Annotated in this window: 20 protein-coding genes and 1 pseudogene; 7 read left to right on the plus strand and 14 right to left on the minus strand. The window is 51.0% G+C overall.

The annotated features are described in order from the left end of the window. Positions 1 to 343 precede the first annotated feature (343 nt). From SynBIOSE41_RS15230 to SynBIOSE41_RS15260, 7 genes are all read right to left on the minus strand, one after another. The gene (locus SynBIOSE41_RS15230; RefSeq protein WP_186541300.1) at positions 344 to 616 is read right to left on the minus strand and encodes a DUF3303 domain-containing protein; all 273 of its coding nucleotides are present in this window, start codon (positions 614 to 616) and stop codon (positions 344 to 346) included. Between the two features lie 586 nt (positions 617 to 1,202). Then, positions 1,203 to 1,679 carry a hypothetical protein gene (locus SynBIOSE41_RS15235; protein ID WP_186538718.1) on the minus strand — a complete coding sequence of 159 codons (477 nt, stop codon included), beginning with the start codon at positions 1,677 to 1,679 and terminating at the stop codon, positions 1,203 to 1,205. 310 nt (positions 1,680 to 1,989) lie between these two features. After that, positions 1,990 to 2,253: a Nif11-like leader peptide family natural product precursor gene (locus SynBIOSE41_RS15240; protein WP_186538720.1), complete on the minus strand. Its 264-nt coding sequence runs from the start codon at positions 2,251 to 2,253 to the stop codon at positions 1,990 to 1,992. Positions 2,254 to 2,499: 246 nt separating this feature from the next. Further along, on the minus strand, positions 2,500 to 2,733 hold the full coding sequence (locus SynBIOSE41_RS15245; protein ID WP_186538722.1) for a hypothetical protein: 234 nt from the start codon (positions 2,731 to 2,733) through the stop codon (positions 2,500 to 2,502). Positions 2,734 to 2,916: 183 nt separating this feature from the next. Next, positions 2,917 to 3,111, minus strand: coding sequence for a hypothetical protein (locus tag SynBIOSE41_RS15250; protein WP_186538723.1), 195 nt, complete (start codon positions 3,109 to 3,111; stop codon positions 2,917 to 2,919). A 245-nt stretch (positions 3,112 to 3,356) separates the two neighbouring features. Further along, a complete protein-coding gene (locus SynBIOSE41_RS15255; protein ID WP_186538725.1) occupies positions 3,357 to 3,659 on the minus strand; it encodes a hypothetical protein in 303 nt (100 codons plus the stop codon). A gap of 884 nt (positions 3,660 to 4,543) precedes the next feature. After that, positions 4,544 to 4,990, minus strand: coding sequence for an MAPEG family protein (locus SynBIOSE41_RS15260; RefSeq protein WP_186538727.1), 447 nt, complete (start codon positions 4,988 to 4,990; stop codon positions 4,544 to 4,546). 378 nt (positions 4,991 to 5,368) lie between these two features. On the opposite strand from SynBIOSE41_RS15260, the gene SynBIOSE41_RS15265 reads away from it, so the two are divergent. After that, a complete protein-coding gene (locus SynBIOSE41_RS15265; RefSeq protein WP_186538728.1) occupies positions 5,369 to 6,073 on the plus strand; it encodes a response regulator transcription factor in 705 nt (234 codons plus the stop codon). Between the two features lie 463 nt (positions 6,074 to 6,536). Here the strand turns inward: SynBIOSE41_RS15265 and SynBIOSE41_RS15270 are convergent, their stop codons facing one another. After that, the gene (locus SynBIOSE41_RS15270) at positions 6,537 to 7,508 is read right to left on the minus strand and encodes a hypothetical protein (RefSeq protein ID WP_186541301.1); all 972 of its coding nucleotides are present in this window, start codon (positions 7,506 to 7,508) and stop codon (positions 6,537 to 6,539) included. Between the two features lie 306 nt (positions 7,509 to 7,814). Here SynBIOSE41_RS15270 and SynBIOSE41_RS15275 point away from each other — a divergent pair, with 306 nt between their 5' ends. Beyond that, the gene (locus SynBIOSE41_RS15275; RefSeq protein ID WP_186538730.1) at positions 7,815 to 8,036 is read left to right on the plus strand and encodes a hypothetical protein; all 222 of its coding nucleotides are present in this window, start codon (positions 7,815 to 7,817) and stop codon (positions 8,034 to 8,036) included. Positions 8,037 to 8,165: 129 nt separating this feature from the next. Here SynBIOSE41_RS15275 and SynBIOSE41_RS15280 read toward each other — a convergent pair whose 3' ends face one another. From SynBIOSE41_RS15280 to SynBIOSE41_RS15290, 3 genes and pseudogenes are all read right to left on the minus strand, one after another. After that, entirely contained in the window at positions 8,166 to 8,804 is a 639-nt protein-coding gene (locus SynBIOSE41_RS15280; RefSeq protein ID WP_186538732.1) for a histidine phosphatase family protein, read from the minus strand. Between the two features lie 263 nt (positions 8,805 to 9,067). Beyond that, positions 9,068 to 9,349: pseudogene (locus SynBIOSE41_RS15285) on the minus strand (DUF3764 family protein). 858 nt (positions 9,350 to 10,207) lie between these two features. Continuing rightward, on the minus strand, positions 10,208 to 10,408 hold the full coding sequence (locus tag SynBIOSE41_RS15290) for a hypothetical protein (RefSeq protein ID WP_156486757.1): 201 nt from the start codon (positions 10,406 to 10,408) through the stop codon (positions 10,208 to 10,210). A gap of 91 nt (positions 10,409 to 10,499) precedes the next feature. Between SynBIOSE41_RS15290 and SynBIOSE41_RS15295 the strand changes: the two genes are divergently transcribed. Continuing rightward, entirely contained in the window at positions 10,500 to 10,841 is a 342-nt protein-coding gene (locus SynBIOSE41_RS15295) for a hypothetical protein (RefSeq protein ID WP_186538734.1), read from the plus strand. A gap of 331 nt (positions 10,842 to 11,172) precedes the next feature. Here the strand turns inward: SynBIOSE41_RS15295 and SynBIOSE41_RS15300 are convergent, their stop codons facing one another. Then, on the minus strand, positions 11,173 to 11,397 hold the full coding sequence (locus SynBIOSE41_RS15300) for a hypothetical protein (protein WP_255475823.1): 225 nt from the start codon (positions 11,395 to 11,397) through the stop codon (positions 11,173 to 11,175). Positions 11,398 to 11,817: 420 nt separating this feature from the next. Here SynBIOSE41_RS15300 and SynBIOSE41_RS15310 point away from each other — a divergent pair, with 420 nt between their 5' ends. Continuing rightward, complete coding sequence (locus SynBIOSE41_RS15310; RefSeq protein ID WP_255475824.1) at positions 11,818 to 13,011, plus strand: class I SAM-dependent RNA methyltransferase; 1,194 nt, start codon at positions 11,818 to 11,820, stop codon at positions 13,009 to 13,011. An 11-nt stretch (positions 13,012 to 13,022) separates the two neighbouring features. On the opposite strand, the gene SynBIOSE41_RS15315 is transcribed toward SynBIOSE41_RS15310, so the two are convergent. Then, a complete protein-coding gene (locus tag SynBIOSE41_RS15315) occupies positions 13,023 to 13,421 on the minus strand; it encodes a phage holin family protein (protein WP_186538737.1) in 399 nt (132 codons plus the stop codon). Then, entirely contained in the window at positions 13,418 to 13,858 is a 441-nt protein-coding gene (locus SynBIOSE41_RS15320) for a hypothetical protein (RefSeq protein WP_186538739.1), read from the minus strand. Before SynBIOSE41_RS15320 ends, SynBIOSE41_RS15315 begins: the two co-directional genes overlap by 4 nt. A 64-nt stretch (positions 13,859 to 13,922) precedes the next feature. On the opposite strand from SynBIOSE41_RS15320, the gene SynBIOSE41_RS15325 reads away from it, so the two are divergent. The 3 genes from SynBIOSE41_RS15325 to SynBIOSE41_RS15335 all read left to right on the plus strand — a co-directional run bounded on the left by SynBIOSE41_RS15325 (position 13,923) and on the right by SynBIOSE41_RS15335 (position 19,225). Further along, complete coding sequence (locus SynBIOSE41_RS15325) at positions 13,923 to 14,333, plus strand: hypothetical protein (RefSeq protein WP_255475825.1); 411 nt, start codon at positions 13,923 to 13,925, stop codon at positions 14,331 to 14,333. A 104-nt stretch (positions 14,334 to 14,437) separates the two neighbouring features. Further along, entirely contained in the window at positions 14,438 to 17,989 is a 3,552-nt protein-coding gene (gene smc / locus SynBIOSE41_RS15330; RefSeq protein WP_370594141.1) for a chromosome segregation protein SMC, read from the plus strand. 60 nt (positions 17,990 to 18,049) lie between these two features. Continuing rightward, positions 18,050 to 19,225 (plus strand): PRC-barrel domain-containing protein, encoded by a 1,176-nt coding sequence (locus SynBIOSE41_RS15335; protein ID WP_186538742.1) that lies wholly within the window; start codon positions 18,050 to 18,052, stop codon positions 19,223 to 19,225. Positions 19,226 to 19,247 lie beyond the last annotated feature (22 nt).

Genomic DNA, 19,247 nt, shown 5'->3' on the forward strand with positions numbered 1-19,247 from the left:
AAAAATAAAACCAAATGAATGAGTGATTCAGATGGACAGAGTAGTTGAAATTTATAAAAATTGCTTCATTTCTAAAATCACCATTGATTAGCTCGCGCATCATTCACAAAAAGGTTAGAGAAACGACCGATGGGTGCGTTTGTTGAACGAACAGCATCGAGAACAACATAATCAGATCAAGACTGGCCAAATATCTTAAGCCTCAAAAAAAACGATTGGCACGTTAACGTCCGAACCTGGGTTGAAGAAGTCTCTTAAGGTGATCATATCAACCAGTGGTTGCTTGCTACATAATGCCCCACCCCATTCAGTGAGGCATTGTATGGATCTTAATGATTAATGATCAACTGTATGCCTTAGCAATCAGTGGACCGGCCTGTTCATCAGTAAGAACTGGTGTCACTTCCCAATCAAGACATTCTGCCCATTCAGCAGCATGTTCATAACAGGCATCAGCGCTGTCGGCCTCGACAAGGATCCAACCCTCAACAGAACCTGGGCCATGAAAACGCTTCCAGGACTTGCAAGCTGGAAAAGGGGCTCCAGTTGACAAAAATTTCTTGGCTGCGATCTCGTGATATCCGGTCTTAAAAGACCAATGCATCAAAAAAGTCATAGGAAAATCGTTGACTCGAGTAGGATCGCACAAAATCAAAGAAAAAGGAAGTGATCAAGAGTCGTGAAAAGGTACAAGCAATCTATAGAATGATGTAATTCAAAAAATCAATCAATGTGGTTCTGAAAGAAGCCGTTCAATGACTCAGCTAAAGTTGATTAGCCAAAATTTTAGTCGATAAGCCGATCAAAGTACATTCGCATCTCATACTCATCAACCGATAAATCGATCTCACTATGTGTAATCCGAAGGGGTAGATCGGGATCAGCCCAATGATGTAAAAATAAACAAACTGATGCCAAAAGCCAGAAAAAGCTACGGCTCAACGAAGACATCAATGATAAAACATATTCACATGAAGCAGACAGAATCAATAAACTCGACGTCAAAGTCAAGGCTTGATAACGATGAGTTGACCATAGGAGCAAAGACTGGAGATCAACAATTAATTGATTGATAGCTTGGTTAACGTCATACGAGCTGCAAAAAACCTGGCAAAAGGGCAATGTAAATAAAAATACAGTCAAATAGTAATAATTAGCTGGCTAAAAGGGGTGCAATTTCCCATTCGCAATGATTATCTCTATTATCCTTCAATACCACGCTCCAATGGAAGTATGTCCTCATCAGAAGAATCTTTGGAAATTGTTGGAACCGGTATTGCGACCTTAGCTTTTGCTTTTTTAATCGTGAAGGGAGGAACTGCAAAGGATGGAATTGGTACACGTACAGAGAATTGACTAGTGCCTACGGGCACGTTATTGATAGAACCGATCCTAGGTCGGTTTGGCAATACTTCCTCACCAGAAGCATCATAAATAAATGCAAAAACATCAACGTCCTTAATCAAACTTTTAGCGGTGCTCTTAATCTGTCCTTTCAAGATATAACATCCAGAACGATAACCTTTCGGCTGTTTAGAAGCAGGATCAGCAGTATCGCATTTCATGAGATCTAGTTGACTTAGCTCAAAATCAAGTGCATGAACAGGAGTAACAGCGACTGTGAAAATCAAGAAAAAAATTAAAAAAATTGAAAAAACCTGGCTTTTCAAGAAACCCATGATGGATACACTTTCAAATCAACATTGGTGCATACCAAGAGAATCGGCAACTGCAAATTAGCAAGGACATGTATCGATTGACGCACTTGGATAACACAGCGAGGAAATTCAGCATACAAAACAAGGCATACTTAAATGAAAGCAATCATATAAAGAACTTAAAGGTGGTCAACAAGAAATGAACAACAAGCCTTGCCACTAAATAATGTTTATAGTGCAACAGTGGCGCAAAACTGAGGAACAATATTATGACGATTCAGATTCTATTGAGTGTCAGTGATTTAGGCAATGAACTGACGATAGTTCATCATTATTGTTTTGAATAAAAGCCACGACGCTCAACACGTCTCTTGAAATATTTTGATTCGTATAGCCAAAACTTTTCTTTGTCTAGGACAAACCCCTCGCTCAAGGCAATTGCAACAACATGATCTTCGTTATTTGCCTTGCTGATTTGATGTTGAAGAGCGTCATCCTGCTTGAGGCGAGAAAGGAAAGCGCAGAGATCTTGTTCTGACTGCTGACACTTTTTCAATCTGCCCATATAAAAGGGGACAGGATCGTGATGATTCATAAAAAAGAAGGAAGCAAGCTCAAGCTACAAGCAATTAATGCCTTGGTTAGAAAAAAATAAATATCTTAAATGAAGATAAGCACTGAAGCTGTTGAGCTTTATTGAACAATTTGGTTTTAAACCCTGTTAAGAGGTGTCTAGAGTCGCTCAGAAAACGAAAGTCGGTTGTTTTGTGTAAATCAATACTGAGTAGAAGCTGAAAGATTTATATTAACTACTCTAACTTGAAGAAATCTGGGTATTGATTTATTTCACAAGGTTGATTGTCCATCTCCTACCTCCCATTCGATCATCCTCTGAATAACAATTTGCCAACAATTCTCCCTTAGCACTGCGCACCATACACTCAAGTCCGTCTTTGGTTGTAATGAAACTGGAAGCATTGGGACAAATAAGTTTGGAAAAATCACTGCTCATCTCTTCAACAATCTTCCCCCAGACGAGGTCAATATTTTCATCAGAAGCCGCAACAAAGTGCATGATACTGAGATTGAATTTAATCAACCCTAAGCAGGTTCACGAATATAGCAACGTTCAGATTTTCAGCTAGGGTGTCAATTATGGACAAGTCAACAGTTCGTTTGAGAAAAGACTCAAGAAATAATCAAGAGGAATTATAAATACTAAAAACTGATTGGATCCCAAAGATCAAGGAGTTCGTTTTTACTTTTTGATCCGTGATGCAACATCCATATAGTCAAAGCCATCAAAATGATTAATTTCTTGCGGCGCAAAGCCTAGTGGCTGAACGGTTTTCGCCATACTCAGGAACTCACTGATGTAACCGCGGCGGAGAGTACGCGCAGGGATGCGCTTAGGAGAAAGGTCGCTAATGATCAAAAGCTCAATTGCAGTCATTATAGAACTTCATGAATTCATACGAAGAATGATTTTGCACAAATCGGCCTGTACAAACAAACATTTTTGCCAGCGAAGCCAGTCTCAGCAGCAGGCTTATGGGTTGCACTGACAAGCAAGATGCAATAAAAGCTGGTCAAGGCACGAATTGAATCTGAATAGGAAAAGATATCTCGAAAAAGTTGAATTACCCGAATCTAATCAAGAAGACATTTAATCCAATGTTTTCAGGATAATACTCCTTCTTAGACAACATCACTCAGAGCATATCTCAGGAAATTAAATAAAGAAATCGGATTTAAAGTCAACCAAATCTCTGATATTGTCAGCCGATCGGAAGATACAAAGCACTGCGATTCATAACGCCGATTAAAATCATCTCGCCGCAGAGCCTGATCTTGGCTCTGCTTAAGTTGCTTGTGCAGATTCGCCAGGTTTTCCTGATCGATAATTTCCTCATCAATCACCAAAAACCAGCGATCATCTCCCTTCAGGAGATTGACGAGAGTTTGCAGGAAGCTGCTGATCAAAGAAAGTAAATTTTGCATCTTATCCAGAAGACATCTGATCATAAGACCTGTTCTTCAGTGCCACTTGTGCCGCGGAATACATAGGCATCAAATTATCCGTTGCTAAGGAGGAATGTGGTTTGATCTTATCCTGTGAACAAGCGAATCATGTTGATCTATGCAGGTATTTTCATTGCAGGTTTTCTATTCGTCTCGACAGGGCTTGCCTACGACACCTTCTAAATGATTTTTACAGCAATATGACTTGTTCTACTGGCATTCAATACAGACCATGGCTAATGCAAGAAAGCATCCTAAAGAAGAGCGCATTGGAGTCATAGCGAAAAACGAATAAGAAATATATATTACCGTTTCACCAAAAAAATTTTACCTAAATAATACGAGATGATTATGATGAGGATACAAGCATGCATTGAGTCGGACATATTGAGTGACGCCTGGAGGCATTGTGGATTGATAAAGACCAGATTCAATCCAAGACTGTGCTTAAGAACTCATACAGACAGAGGATATATACAATATCAAATCATCCTCGCCTGACAGACAATATTAGGTCTACAATTATTGCAGGACAGCATTTGATGCTAACACTTGCAAAATTGAAGGATTGACCGATGAATGATTCAGAACAACGAGACTACCCGAAAACGGTCTATGAAAATGCCTGGGAAGATCTGGATGTGATGTACGAAAGCTGGAAAACAGTGCATGGAGTAGACCGCAAATTCTGCGTCAGTTTAATCAGAAAATTCGCCAACTATCTTGAAGCTGAGTGCAGCTAGTCAACGAAGAATGATTCAATATAATTCGTAGAAGGATAGATTCGATTCAAATCAAAGAAGTGACAAAAAGACAAATCGATTCCAATATACGAATGCAAACAAATAAGTATCAATTCACATTTAAGTCATCGCCGAGAAGCATAGTCCATAAAGAATGCCACTGCAAAGCAAACCGAAAGCCCAGCATATCGATCTTAAAGCTGGAATATTTCCAATGTAAGCAATAATGTAAATAGCACGAAGAATTGGATGAGCAATGGCAACAAAAATAGCAAGAGAAGAAAGAGTAATGCCATTCATAACAGTAAGAATGGCAAGAAGAGCCGCGGGAGCATGAAGCGTGAATGATTCAAAACTGTTTTGCTGAGCCCAGCTGGCCCGTTTCCCCCAGGCTGGATAACGATCAAACATTGAACGTAGAGATGACAGATTACTCATCTCGAACTGAGATTGAAATCGGGCCGCATAGAGAGGTGCAATACTCAAAATGACCATTACAAACGACAGCACAAGCGACCAGATGTATGGAGTGACATCGGCGTGGGTTGACAACTGTTCAAAAAACATTGGTCTAAGGAATGGATTGATCTCATCAACACCACGATTTTAAAGAATCATCTCCAATTGAACAAATCAATCTATTCACTCAATGAAAGAGCAGAATGTGCTACAGGAGAGAAATATCCCTCAAATGGGGGATGAGATAAGCAGGCCCTCTACTAACAAGTGCGGGCTGCCAACTGAAGAGGATGAACGCCTAAAAATCACGCAGGCAAGTGCCAAAAGCACAAGCAAAGCAAGAAATCTGGATCTTTTTTTGAACAAAAACCAAAGGAATCGTATTCCCATGGCAGAATTGATCTAACAAGTCAAATCAATTCGAGCTAAGCAGAATTGCATTCAAGCTGCGTACTCACTAAAGTGAATTGAAATGATGTCCAGCGCGTGCTCATCAACCCAAACGAACTTCCTCTCAAGCAAGCCGCAAATCAATGCCAAGCGCTGCTGAGCAACAAAAGAGTATTGGTCTGTAGCAAAAACCGATTGACCTTAGCTGCATTATGTCTTTGCACACCAATTCTCCAATCACTGATTGGAGGGGCAACGACTGAAGATGAAGGCTTAGATTTGCAGCTTAAATTTAATCCAGACATCTTGATCACAAGCGAAGATCTTGAAAAAGGCTATGGAATTCGTCTTGTGGAAAGGGTTAAACAACACAATCCAAAGATCACAACGCTTATTTTTCTAGGGCGAGAAACAACCGACGTTGTTCATGAAGCCATGGATGCTGGAGCAGACGGGGTCATGTTCGTCTCATCGGTAGGATCGGGAAACGGAGACTTCATTAAGGCACTCACTACAACTAACGATGGTGGTGTGTACTACCCAAAATCAGTTCGTGCTGCAGCTACGGCCAAGGTCAAACAACCACCTGAGCTCATTGATCCACTATCTGAACGGGAGCGTGAGGTTCTTCGCTGCATTATTCAGGGAATGAAAAATTCAGAAATTGCAGAATCATTATTCCTTTCTTCAGAAACGATCAAAAGCCACGTCAGCACAACAATCCAAAAACTAGGGGTTAGAGACAGAACTCAAGCTGCTGTGTTTGCTCTCACTCATGGTTTGGTCGACGCCGATCTTTAGATTTCAACTTGTGATAGACATGTGACAACTACAGACAAATCACCACAACAAACCATCTAAGGTCATAATGCTCTGCATTGAATTCTCTGGCGTTGTTATACTGTTTATGCGTAGAAATGAATCTTCCCGATCCTGTAGGGCGAAGAATTAGGTCAGAGCTTTTAAAAGCTTTTTGAACAACTCTGGGACAATTGCTCTTCTGGTCAAGAGAAAAGCAGTCATGTTGAAACATCCAGCACACCCGGACCGGACTGACTCGCGGCAAAAGCATTGAACCCTTAGAGTATTTATACTTAATCGAACTCCATGACCAGTTCCAGTCTGCTTGTTCTTTTTGTCAGTTTTTCAACTGCCTGCCTCGTGCTGAGCATTTACAAAATCAACCAGACAGCTCAATGAGTCGACGCTGACGATTGTGCCGACGGAATTCTGGCCAAAAGATGATTTTTGGCAAGAGTCACACTCACATCACACTCCAATTGATCAAGGGTTGTATTCCCAGTGCGATCAAAAGACTAACAATTAATCCTACAGAGGCTTTTCCGACATCGCCGCCAATCACCTTCACAAGGCTTCCATGTGCCTTGTTCGTGAAAACAGTAGTTTGTTGAATCTCTCTAATGCGCAGGGCTAATTCCCGGCCTGCGAGTAATCCAAGAAACACCCAGGTTGTACTTAGAGGGAAACTACTAACAAACGCTTCATACAGTAAACAAATTCCAAACATGAAGTCGATGACACTTGCTGATCGCAAATCCGACGTATTTGTTTTTGAACGCAATACACCCTGAATCGGCCCCCCTCCAATCACGATGAGCATGCAAAGACCCATACAAAGAATTAGAGTACATACACACATCGAAATGAGATTGAGGTTACGTGGTAGATAAACAAAGATATTCGCCATGTCCTGAACCAACCACATACTCCATAAAAAACCAGTCGAAAACCACTGGATTGCATACCAAATTTTGTTGATCTCTTTTGAATCCTGATTTCGTCTAAAAATCCATCGTTCTAAAAGCCATACTCCCAAGCCCCAGGCAGCAAGACCGAGAAACAGTGCCATGACATATCCGGAAATTGAACTCCCTAAAAGTCTTCCAATGTTTTCAGGGACGAAAGAGGAAAGCACCAGAAATGAAGTACTCACGGGTGCACCCCAAGCCGTCAGAGCCAACACTGCAATCGGAGGAATAATGTAAGCCCAGGTGAAGGGTTCAGGTACTGGAAATGACTCAAGACGACCCCAAGCAGGTTCACCTTGATTCACCGACCAACCCAGAAAAAGTACGGCAATCGTGAGACCACAAACAAAAACCATCTGAACACTCCTGGGCGTTCGCTGCCGATTCGAAGCGATATACGTGCCGAGTGTTTGCAGAGAGTCATTGGAAACAACCGAAAAGGCTGCAAGCAGAAACCCGATGATCATCCAGACATTGATATCAATCACCAACAGGACTGCTTACTGACATCGTTCGATCATCGCATCGCCCGCAGACACTCCAGGAAGGGAGTAAAAACACAAAGCCATCAGGAGGACATTCGTCAGAGGCTGCGAAACAGCGCTTTGATGGCTGAACAACACAGCTTACGGCGAAGTTTTTGACCTCAGTCAGTCGTTGTTCGCTATCGATGATTGGTGCCAGCTCAAGAAAGGTCTATGAGCTTCCCCGGCCACGCCATAAATCGCTGTTGCCATCGACATAGTTTGGAACGAAGCAGCATCCAAGCAGTCGTGGAGCACTTCGGCAGGTCGATGAAGCAACTTTGGATCAATTCCGGTGCTTGCGCATCAGGAGCAACAGCAGGCGACAACATGGAGCGCCTTTACATTTCGCAGCAAGAGGTTCAAACTTTCAACGGCAAAATCATCCCGTTCGGAATCATGGACCCGCTTGTTCTGAGGGTTAACTTTCAAGCAGCCTGCTTCTCGCCCTGGCTCTACAAAAGCCAATAAGCAATTCGCTGCTCAACAGCTCGTGGCCTGCCTTAATTGCACTAGCACAAACAGGCTCAAGCTAATTTGGCATAGCTGTGAACTTCCAATGTAAGATCTTGCACATACCAAGGGTCATCAAGAATCCAATCAGCGCATACAAGTCGAGGGGTAGTCCTTCGGTAAGTCTTCCCCCCATTCGTTATGAGGAAGTTTATTAAATGGTGAAGGGTAAACCTGCTTGACCATTTGAAAACGACTGGGAGCTTCCGAATCATTCGGATCGTAATCAATGATCCAAAAATAATCATAGTTGTCATTCCATTTCTCTGGAACTCCCTCTAATTGGTCAAGATTCAGCAGCTGACGAAGAGTGACTTTCTGAGCTGAATACAGCCGCTCTAATCTTGGGCTAGCGATGTGGTGGTGTTCCCAGAACATCAAAACAATACGGTCGTGCCATCTGGGATTTCCGAGTACATCTGCTGCAGCTGCCCGAGTAGCACTGTTTTTTTCTGAAATTTTTGTCATGCCATTTTCACCAGGCATTGCTGCATAAGTCTTGATTGGCAGCGCCCAGCTGACAGCAGTCTGACCTGCCGTTTCAAGCGTATGCAGAGTGATCGCAAAAATTGCAGCAGGTGCCTGACCTTCAAGCAGTGACTGATCCGTCGCGTTCTGGCCAAGATAATGTTGGCGTAACGCAATCGCCCGTCTCAACCCAATCCCACAAAGCGCATGAGAATTTGCCTTTTCGCCATGACGCAGAAGAATAATCCGACGAGGCACGGCCCGTACAGATGGTCCATGCAGAATGATGACAGTGCAGAGGAAAGCTGCCGCCGTCAGTATGCCTAGCCATTTAGGTCTTTTTGCACATGTCACCGATCAATCCTGTCTGGACTCCATTGGTAGCAGCGCACGAATCACTTGAGTGTGGAAGCTGGCCGACCAATGCTCAGAATCAGCCAACAGACTTGAGCCCTGAATAGCCAAAAAACCATTCAAAGCTCTCCTGAAAGACAGGAGCAGTACAACTGTTTCGCAATCATCTAGTTAGCAAGCCAACGCGTGATCACCGTTCCGTCGTAAACATGGCCAGAGGCCTCAACAATGGGTTTGGTCTGCGGGTTCGTGAAAATGTCATACAGAACATTTTCCTGACCTTGAAACATCACAGTTGCCCTCTTCGGGTCCTCTTTAGAAACACCAAGATAAAAGATCTTGACACCCATTTCTAAGAACATCGCCTGCTAATCAGGTGCTTCCATATGGTCTCTGTACTCTTCGAAGGTCTTGCTGAGCTTGAAATCAAGAACAGTGGTTTCAATCATCGCCAACAAGAGAAAAGAAGTATTTCGCAAAGGATATTCACTTAGAGCAATGATGGCGAAGGTCGATTCAAGGGCGCACTCGTCGCACCTAGCTCGAACAGGTGTGCATTGGCCCACACACTCTGCTGTTTTTCTAGACGACAGCTAACCCTTGAAGAGTAGGCGTGTGGCAAAGACAACGATGGAGAGAGGCTTGCAGACAGATCGAAAAGCTTGGCCATGTGAGCCCTCAGTGGCATTCACAGCTCAGGACATCAAGCCGACGCCAACCGGCAACTCAACCAAGTGGAAGCAGCTCTGGGCCCAGTCCCAGCATGCCTATCGCGGTGGGACAGCGTTTGACAAAATCTGAGCCAACCGTGGTTGAAATTTTGAGCTGCCCCCTTACTGCAGCATGAGTAAAAATTGTCATTGCACCTTGACTGTTCCCGAGGCATTTCTAGAACTCTGAAAGAGGCACGATTCGTATGGAAATCCACACTGCCCACGCCGAACCAATTGGTGAGTTCATTCGTGAGGGACATCACAAACCATTTCGTGCTTTGGCTTGCCCAATTGGCCCCAGCTGCAAACTTGCAGGACCTAAAGCACCGGCCCAAGAGAGCTAAGGCCGAGAGACAGACGTCACTGGCAAGTGATTCTCGAGCAATCAGTCAAAACTGAGATTTCGCAGTGGCGAAAGAGAGACCCGCCATTCGACAACACAATTCAACTTGTGCACTGGTCTCAATTCAGATGCCTACATGGGCGCTATAGCAAATTTCAAGTGAGACCACAAAAATTGAGAGCATTTCAGACTTGATCTTGCTTTTGATACGCCTGAGTGCATTCATTTTTATTCACCAACCAAAACAAATTTTATGATAAAAAGAAAGGATTGGGAATGATGAAGCCAGCAATACCTGGATCATTAAATTTTGGCAAAAATCGCCGAAGTCTTTCTGTTAAGTGCAGCACCATGCAATCCTCCTTATCGAGCCAGCTGGCGTTGGTTGGTTGAAAAGCAAAGGAAAGGGCTGCTCTCGATGCTTTTGGATTCATTGCGAACTGCCAGCTCAACTATCCAGAGGTAAAAAATGTATTGAGAAGCTTCAAAGACGAGAACAGAGCGTGTGAGACGCGATGATCAAGGAGCACTCAGCTTCGATTGATGGCTTCTAAGTTCTTCCACGTTCACCATGAGTTTCGGGCTGGGAAATCCCAGCAATGGTGGGAGACTGCTCAAAACGCAATGGCTCCGGGCGGAGGCTGGGATGATGCAGTCGCCAACAACTTGAAGGCTGGTTTCTATAACCACTGCTTCTGCCCTGTTGGTCCTGAAGGCCCAGCGTTCTGCATCTGGGAAGTGCGTGAAGGCATCACTGCTCAGGAGTTCCAGGACTTCATCGATGGTCCAAACGGTGTGAACTTTGGACTTGGTGCCTGGATGAATATCTGCAAAGAGATCAACGTTGAGCTGGCTGGAAATCCCCCTTACCCGCGGAAATTCTGAACACCACTGGCACATTGACCTGGATCAACCCCGGGTCAATTCATCCAAAATTCGGCTTTGGCCATCTCAAGGCGACCTGGTCGACAGGACATGCCGCCTCCTCATCGCTTCGGTCTCTGAGCGATGAAAGCGATTCGTGAGATCAGGGCCTAGTGAACCGAATCAAACGTGATTCCCATGACTCTTGTGAGAAAGAGATAGCCGCCCCAAGTGATGACGTTCAGTCCGATCACCCAGAACCAGACAGTTTTTGTGGTTTTGCTGCTGTCTTCATCCATGAGTCCTCTGCTCATCAGCCCGTTACCAGCACAGGGTGCTGATCAATCACTGCTCAGGCGGCAGTCTGCTCAGTCGTGTTGCGAAGGACCTTCTCTTGAAGTTGCTTGACAGCGCAAAGAGCCTCATGGGCAGGCCAGCCATGGTTGTTCATCAACTCCTCCACCAGATAGTCAGGAGAGTTGGAGATTCGAGCGTTGAGATCAGCCACAGCCCTGTCGTCACGGGCTAATGCATCGAGTCGGAGTGATCGCAGTTTTTGAATACTTGGCTGATTCATGCCCATACTCTGCATGTTGGCGGTGCCTGAGCGCCATCAAATGACAATCGAACAAAGATCAAAGGGGCGCGCCCGGGGCTGAGGCACTGTGTTCTGAACTGGTGGTGGGGCCCTTCCAGGCCCCATGAGTCATTTGGGTGATAAGGCTGACTTCACCCCATCTCCCTTAAAGGGTCAGGCAGCAACAGGGGCTGCTTGACGGGAGAAACGAACGATGTTGTTCGCAGTTACGGGTTTGCTCTTACCGAGCAGGCTTCAGTCACCCTCCTCATGCCCCGTCGAAACCATTGCAGCCCCGAAAAGAGGGAATGGAGCTGAGCGGAATCGAACCGCTGTCCGAAACACTGGTGTGGATCACCTAGTCCGGTCGAGACCGGACGTTGTCATTCTGACAGCAGTGGTGAAGTGGAGCAGAGAATCTTGGGGAGTGAGTCCCGACATGCGTCGCTGCCGATCCAGGGCGTCGCCGTGTTGCCCCAGGGGCTCGAGGACATCGGCAGCAAGGAATTGCAGGCACTCGGGGCCAAACAGATCACACCACGACGACGTGCTGCATCGTTCGCATCCGACATGGCCTGTTTCTACAGGCTTCACCTGCAGTGCCGGCTGCCCTTCAGGTTGCTGCGGGAGATGGCACGCTTCCACTGCGATGGTCGCGATTCTCTGTACGACGGCGTTCAACAGGCCCTCGACTGGGAACGCTGGCTTCATCCATCGATGAGCTTCCGCGTGGATGTGACCGGCACAGCCCCCGGACTCAATCACAGCCACTACACCGCGCTTCAGGTGAAAAATGCGTTGATTGATCGTCAACGTGATCTCTGGGGACAACGGTCATCCATCGATCTGAACGAACCCGATCTCTGCCTGCATGTTCACCTGCATCGAGGTGAGGCGATCCTGAGCCTGGACGGCAGCGGTGGCAGCCTGCACCGCAGAGGATACCGAGCCGCCGTGGGTGTGGCTCCGCTCAAGGAGAACCTGGCCGCAGGACTGATCAGGCTGACAGGCTGGAACGGAAGCACCCCACTGACCGATCCCTGCTGCGGCTCGGGAACGCTGCTGATTGAGGCCGCAGCGATGGCACTGCAGCGATTCCCCGCTCTGCATCGCCGCTTCCTGCTCGAGTCATGGGCGGATTTCGAAGGGGATCTGTGGGATGCAGAACAGCGAAGAGCCCGGAAACGGCAGCAGCCCACGAACAAAGCTCCACGAATCCTGGGCTATGAGCAGAACGCAAAGATTGCCCAGCAGGCACGCGACAACATCAGCGCAGCAGGCCTGGAGGAGGTGATCGAAATCGTTCAAGCCGATTTCAGAGATGCTCCGGCTCCGGAGAAGGACCACGGTGTCGTGGTGTGCAATCCGCCCTATGGCGTGCGACTGGGCGACAGCTCTGAACTTCAAGAGCTCTATCGAGAGCTGGGAGCAGTCCTGAAAAAAGACTATGGAGGCTGGGATCTGTGGCTGCTCAGTGGCAATCGAGAATTAACCGCAGCTCTGCGTCTCAAGGCAAAGCGAAGAATCCCTGTGAGCAACGGTGGATTGGATTGCCGTTGGCTGCATTACGAGTTGAACAGGCGCTCAGCGGATCCCATCCCCCAGGGGAACTGAACGCAGGCGATTCATTTGCCCAGGACAGCCCGCGTGGTGCGCAGCAGACCATCGAGTGTCTGAGGCAGATACGGTCCTTTGGCGAGCTGACCGCCAATCCGCAGGCTGAATCCGGCCACCACAAGATTGAGAATCACCATCGCCAGCAGCGATTGAATCAACGACCACCCCCAGGACTCCATCATCCACACCAGCAAGGCGGCTTCTCCTGCCACGAGAGCCATCAGCATCAAGGTGCCACCCATGGCCAGAAACACACCACCACTGATCAGGCGCCGTTTCTCGCGATCCACCTCCTGCAAGGCAATACGGACATGCAGGTCCATCACCGAGCCCGCAAGTGCCGTGACCCGGGCGGCAGCTCCAAGTCCTCTGGAGCGCGATTGCTCGGAACGGGGCAGTTCACTCATGAGGATCTCCGTCCACCGGTCAGTAGAGCACCCACCAGAATCCCTACACCAGCAGCAACCGCCAGTGACATCAGGGGTCTGTCGCGCACCGGTTTCTCAAGCTTCGGCCTGAGAGTGCGGTTGAGCTCATCGAGCAGATGCTCAAGCTGCTCCTCCAGCGGATCAAGGTTGTCAGCGAGGTTGCGGGTGCGATCTCCGGCCTGATGCAGCAACTCCTCAAGCTGGACAGTGACGAGGCTCGCAGCCCGGTCGCTCTGGGCAGAAATCAGATGAACCACCTCATCGAAACTGCCACGGGTGGCTTCAAGGGCTTGATGGGTGACTTCAGGCCAGCGCTTTTGGATCTCTGGCAAGAGACTCTCAAAGCGATCCCGAAAGCGGTAGGCCAGATCCTGTGAATCCGCAGGCGCATCGGCTGATGAAGGAGCTGATTCCATGGCGATCCTGACGGCCAACCGCAGGGTAAGGGTGGTAACTCTGAGATGAAACCCATTGGCATTGGTGGGGCATCAGTTGCGCTACGCCTTGTTGGAGCATTTAGGGGCCCCGGATGACCCGGGCGGCTGCCACCTCGACCTGTTGCTTGAGGACGGAGACAGCTGCCGCAGCTGGCGTCTGCAAGCGATTCCGCGTTTGAACGGTCCCGCGGTGAGGGCCACGCCATTGCCTCCCCACCGACTGGTGTGGCTGGACCGGAAGGCAGCCTCCGTGTCCGGCAACAGGGGTTGGGCGCGACGAGTCGTGGCGGGCAAAATGCGAAGCGGTCTGCCCGCCGATGCCAATCAGCCCATCCAGGTGGAGCTGGAAGGGATGGCCGTCATCGGCCTTAGCGAGCCGGTTGTTCTGGAAATCACAGCAGATCAGTGCCGCATGCGCACTCCCTTTGACCAGGGCACTACAAACAGCACTTGAGCTTTTTCAAGGCTCCGCTAATTTCAGACGGCTGACAGCCGTGGCCCCTGTTGGTACACATCAATCAGGTCGGGCTGACACAGTTCAAGTCCTTCGGGGGGGCGATGAGCATCCCCCTCGAACCCGGTTTCACTGTGGTGACCGGGCCGAACGGATCCGGCAAGAGCAACATTCTCGATGGAGTGTTGTTCTGTCTTGGCTTAGCCAACAGCAAAGGCATGCGTGCTGATCGCCTGCCCGATCTGGTCAACAGCAATGTGCTCAAGGCCGGCAAGTCAGCCGAAACCACGGTGAGTGTTCGTTTCGACCTGTCCGAATGGCAACCTGACGCCGCTGAGGAAGGACTGGAGCCCCCTGAGGAGGGGCCATGGATCCGCTCTGATCAAACGGAATGGACCGTCACACGCAAGTTGCGGGTGATGCCAGGAGGCTCCTACAGCAGCAGCTACAGCGCCGACGGGGTCCCATGCAATCTCCAGCAATTGCAAACCCAGCTGCGCCGACTTCGCATCGACCCTGAGGGCAGCAACGTGGTGATGCAGGGGGACGTGACCCGCATCGTTTCGATGAGCAACCGCGATCGTCGCGGCCTGATCGATGAGCTGGCCGGTGTGGCACTTTTTGACACCCGCATTGAACAGACCCGGCGCAAACTCGATGAGGTTCAGGAGCGCCAGGAGCGCTGCCGCATCGTTGAGCAGGAACTGCTGACGGCTCGGCAGCGACTTGAAAAAGACTGTGCCAAAGCCAGGGCCTATCAGGAACTCAAAGAGCAGCTGCAGCTCGGGCGGCGACAGGAGCTGGTGTTGGCCTTCGAAGCGGCTCAAGCCGAACGTCGACGCCTTCAGCAGCGCCAGGAACAGCTGATCACCAAGGAGGAGAGTGATGCCCGGTCGATCGAGCATCGTGACATCAGCCTTCAGGATGCGGCGAAGCGGCTGCAGACCCTTCAGGAGAGCGTCAAGGCCCTCGGTGAGGACCAGCTGCTGAGTGTGCAGGCAGAACTGGCCGGGCTGGATCCACAGAGCCGCGAACTGGAGCGGCAGGCAGGCCAGCATCAACAGGAGGCTGAACGTCTTCAGGGACTGCGCCATCAGCTGCAAGCCCGTCGCGGCCAGCTTCTGGCTGAAACGGAAGATTTGCGCCTGAACACCAACAACGGATTGCTGGAGAAAGCCGAGCAGGACTGCAGAGATGCCGAAGCCGCAGTGGAGCTCTCCCGGCGGCGGCTGGGAGAAGTGGCAGGACGCTCAGGCACCTGGCTCGAAGAGCAGAAGCAGCGCTCCGGCCAACGTCAGAACCTTCAAGCTCGCGTCATACCGCTTCAGGAGGAACGTCAACAGCTGCTGGAACGACTCCGGCAGGACGAAGAACGACAGCTGGATCTGGAGCAGGAACGGGACCAGGACGGAGCGGAAGATCAGCGGGTCCAGTCCCTGCTGGAGCAACTCGAGAGCGAGTGGCAGACGCTGCTGGAGTCGATCCGCTGTGGCAGAGAGCAACTTCAGCAACTGCTGGAGTCGGTTGCCATTCAGCAGCGAACCCGTTCCAGGCTCGAACAGGAACAGACGCGGCTCGAGCGCGACATTGCCCGCCACGACAGCCGCCGGGAAGCTCTTCAGGAAAGCAGGGGCACAGGTGCACTGAGGCTGCTGCTCGAATCGGGCCTGGAAGGGATCCATGGCCATGTTGCGCAGCTTGGTGAGGTTGATGAACGCCATCGCCTGGCTCTGGAAGTGGCTGCCGGCGCAAGAATGGCTCAGGTGGTGGTTGACGATGACCGCATCGCGGCTCGTGCGATTGATCTTCTGAAAAGTCGCCGCGCCGGTCGACTCACCTTCCTGCCGCTCAACAAGATCCGAGCTCCTGGCGGGGGGGCTGTGGCTGCAATAGCTCGTGGGCGCCGACCCCAGGCGGGCGAGGGGGGCGGCCTGGTCGGACGCGCTGTCGACCTGATCCGCTACGAAGCGATCTATGCAGACGTGTTCGCCTATGTCTTCGGTGACACGCAGGTGTTCAGCGATCTGGGCAGTGCCAGACAATTCCTCGGTCGCTCGCGGGCCGTCACCCTCGAGGGTGAGCTGCTTGAAAAAAGTGGAGCCATGACAGGCGGTAGCTTCTCGCAGCGAGGAGGCGGGCTGAGCTTTGGTGCCAGCAGTGATGGCGATGAAGCGGCCCCACTGCGTCAGCGACTGCTGGAACTGGGAGAGAGCCTGGCCGCCTGTCGACGGGAAGAACAGAGGCTGGTGGATGCCGTGGATCAGCAGCGGCCAGTACTGCGCCAACTGGAGCAGCGCCAGGCAGCTCTGGAAGCAGAACGCCAGGCCGCCAAGCGCTCCCATGGTCCACTGCTCGAACGCGTGCAGCAGCGTCAGCGCAAACTCAGCGAGCTGCAGCAGGCCCAGCAGAAACACCGTCTCAGGCTTGATCAGCTGGAGACGAGCCTGAGCCCGCTGCAAACGGAACTCAATCAGCTCAATTCCCAGGAATCCAGCCTCGAAGCCAATGGTGATGCCGAGGGCTGGCAAGCGCTGCAGCAGAACCTGGAGCGGGTGGATTCTGGCCTTGAGGCCGCACGGCAGCAACGCGATGCACTGCTGCAGCAGGAACGCGACCGACAGCTGTCCCAACAGAGACTCGGAGATCAGCAGCAGGCCATTGAGCGAGAGGAAACGTCGCTTCAGCAGGCGGTTCAGGCCCTCTCAGAAGCACATGGCCGCTGGCGTGAACAGCAACAGGCGTTGAAGACCCGCAGGAATGCACTGGAAACTCAGCAACAGGAACTGCAAACGCGCTTCGGGGAAGAACGACGCGCCAGAGATGAAGCCGAGGCTGCCGTCGCTGAGCAGAGGCAGGCACTGCAGCAGGCCCGTTGGGAACTGGAGCGCCTTCGCGAGGAGCGAACCTCACTCGAAGAGCAACTGCGCAACGGCGGACTCCGATTGGAGGAGCTGCGGACGACGCTGCCTGATCCACTGCCGGAGATTGCCGACGAGCTGCGCGAAAGTGGCCTGGAAAGCCTTCAGGAACGCCTGCAGCAATTGCAGTTGCGTATGGAAGCCCTGGAACCGGTCAACATGCTTGCCCTGGAGGAGCTGGAAGAACTCGAACAACGCCTCGGCGACCTCGGGGAACGGCTGGATGTGCTCAGCCAGGAGCGGGAAGAACTGCTGCTGAGGATTGAAACCGTGGCCACGCTGCGCCAGGAAGCCTTCATGGAAGCCTTTGAAGCAGTCGACAGCCATTTCCGCGAAATCTTCGCCAGCCTTTCTGATGGCGATGGCAAGCTTCAGCTCGACAATCCGGATGACCCTCTCGAGGGTGGCCTCACACTCGTGGCCCATCCCAAGGGCAAGGCCGTCAGACGTCTGGCGGCGATGTCCGGTGGAGAGAAGTCGCTCACCGCTCTCAGCTTTCTGTTCGCTCTGCAGCGCTTCCGTCCATCACCGTTCTATGCCCTCGATGAGGTCGACAGCTTCCTGGACGGCGTCAATGTGGAACGCCTGGCGGCCCTGATTGCCCGCCAGGCCGAACAGGCTCAATTCCTGGTGGTGAGCCACCGCCGCCCCATGATCGGAGCCTCCACACGGACCATTGGCGTCACCCAGGCGCGCGGTGCCCACACTCAGGTGGTGGGCCTTCCTGATGCAGCCTGAACAGCCAGCGCAGGGTCCTTGCGCCAAAATGTCACGAATCCCTCCGGCTGAGGCCCGCGGTTGAGCTTGTCGTCAACTCCGAATGACCCCCTGGCGAACGTGCCCAGTGACCGCCTCTGGTTGAGGTCGGAACTGATGGGTACGCAGGTCATCACCCGCGATAGCGGACGACGCCTGGGCGTTGTGGGTGAAGTGGTCGTGGACATTGACCGCCGTGAAGTGGTGGCCCTGGGATTACGCGACAACCCGCTCACCAGGTTCCTGCCAGGCCTGCCGCGCTGGATGCCCCTCGACCGCATCCGCCAGGTGGGGGACGTGATCCTTGTCGACTCAGCCGACTCCCTGAGCGAAGGCTTTGCCGCTGATCGTTACAGCCGAATCATCAATTGCCAGGTCATCACGGAATCAGGCCAGCAACTCGGCCGAGTCTTGGGCTTCTCGTTCGACATTGAAACCGGTGAACTGACCACTCTGGTGATGGGGGCGTTGGGTGTGCCACTGCTGGGGGAAGGGGTGCTGAGCACCTGGGAGATTCCCGTCGACGAGATTGTCAGCAGCGGTGCTGACCGGATCATCGTTTACGAGGGCGCTGAAGACAAACTCAAACAACTCAACAGTGGATTCCTGGAAAAGCTTGGAGTGGGAGGAGCCAGCTGGGAAGAGCAGGAGAGGGAGCGATACCGCCTGAACGTGGTGCCCGTCGAAAACCAGCTCAGCTCTGGTCAGCCAGCTGAGACGGCACCACGCCAGCTGGAGGCCTCTCAGAGCGAACGGTTTGAGGCCGAACAACCGGAACTCGAATATGTGGAGCTGGAACAGCCACGGGAACAGGACGTGCGCCGACGCCGCTACCTCGATGAACTGCCCATCGATGAACCCGAGCCCTACAGGGATCCAGAGCGCTATTCCAGACGCGAGCCGGAGCTTGACGATCGTCGTTACCGGACTCAAGACCAGGACGAACGGGCTTACCGGGAGCCCGAGCCCTCCCGCTATGCAAACCCCATCGGCGAACGCGACTCATCCAGCTATGAGGAACGTCCTCGCTACGACGATCGTCCCCGCCCGGCTTCAAGGCGGCCTGTAGAGCGCCCCGGGGCTCCACTGGATGTGGAACCGATGGATGTTGAGCCATTCGAGCGCCAGCCCCTGGACCTGGAGCCAAAGCCACTCGACACGTGGAACAACGACCGACCGCAAGGGGCTCCCGGCGAGCCCGTTGAAGATCCCTGGTGAATCAATCAGGGCAGCGCAAGAG

This window comes from Synechococcus sp. BIOS-E4-1 (assembly GCF_014279995.1).
GTDB lineage: Bacteria > Cyanobacteriota > Cyanobacteriia > PCC-6307 > Cyanobiaceae > Synechococcus_C.